This is a genomic window from Ensifer sp. LC11 (assembly GCF_001695835.1).
Lineage (GTDB): Bacteria > Pseudomonadota > Alphaproteobacteria > Rhizobiales > Rhizobiaceae > Ensifer.
This window is the reverse complement of sequence record NZ_MBSO01000054.1, coordinates 1-698: the sequence shown is the minus strand read 5'-3', so window position 1 is coordinate 698 and position 698 is coordinate 1. Positions and strand designations below refer to the sequence as shown.

Genomic DNA, 698 nt, shown 5'->3' with positions numbered 1-698 from the left:
TGCAGCACCGCCGGGTGGCCGGAACGGTTGCGCCCTTGCGGCAGGGTCGTCCGCCTGGCAGCGGCAAGCTTTCGGCCTATCTGTCTTTTCTGATCGCACAGATCGAGGCGAAGCCGGACATGACCATGCCGGAACTCGCCGACAGGCTTGAAGACACGCATGGTGTTCGTGTTCCGGCCTCGTCCTTGTCCCGCGTCCTGGTGGCGCAGGGGTTTACATATAAAAAAAGCCCTGATGGCATCGGAACGCGCACGCGCGACCGTGCGCCAGGATCGTGATGTCTGGATCGCCAAGCGCCAACCAAGGATGCGGCTTGAACCGCATCGCCTTGTCTTCATTGACGAAACATCCGTGAACACGAAGATGGTGCGGCTTCGCGGACGCTGCCCGCGCGGCGAACGATTGCAGATGGATGCGCCATTCGGCCATTGGGGAACACAGACTTTCATCGCCGCCTTGCGCTGTCATGGCCTGACCGCCCCGTGGATCATTCACCACGCCATGAACCGCGTGTCATTCGACACTTACATCGAGACGCAACTTGCCCCGACGCTGTCGCCCGGCGACGTCGTCATTCTGGATAACCTCGCCGTTCACAAAAGTGCCAAAGCGGCTGAAGCCCTGAAGGAAAAAAGGGCCTGGTTCCTGTTCCTGCCGCCCTATTCACCCGATCTCAATCCCATCGAGATGGCTTTCTC

The 698-nt window shown here is 60.2% G+C and carries 1 pseudogene; it reads left to right on the top strand.

The window, feature by feature from the left end:
- A pseudogene (locus BBX50_RS29545) lies at positions 1-698 on the top strand (IS630 family transposase); the annotation flags it as partial.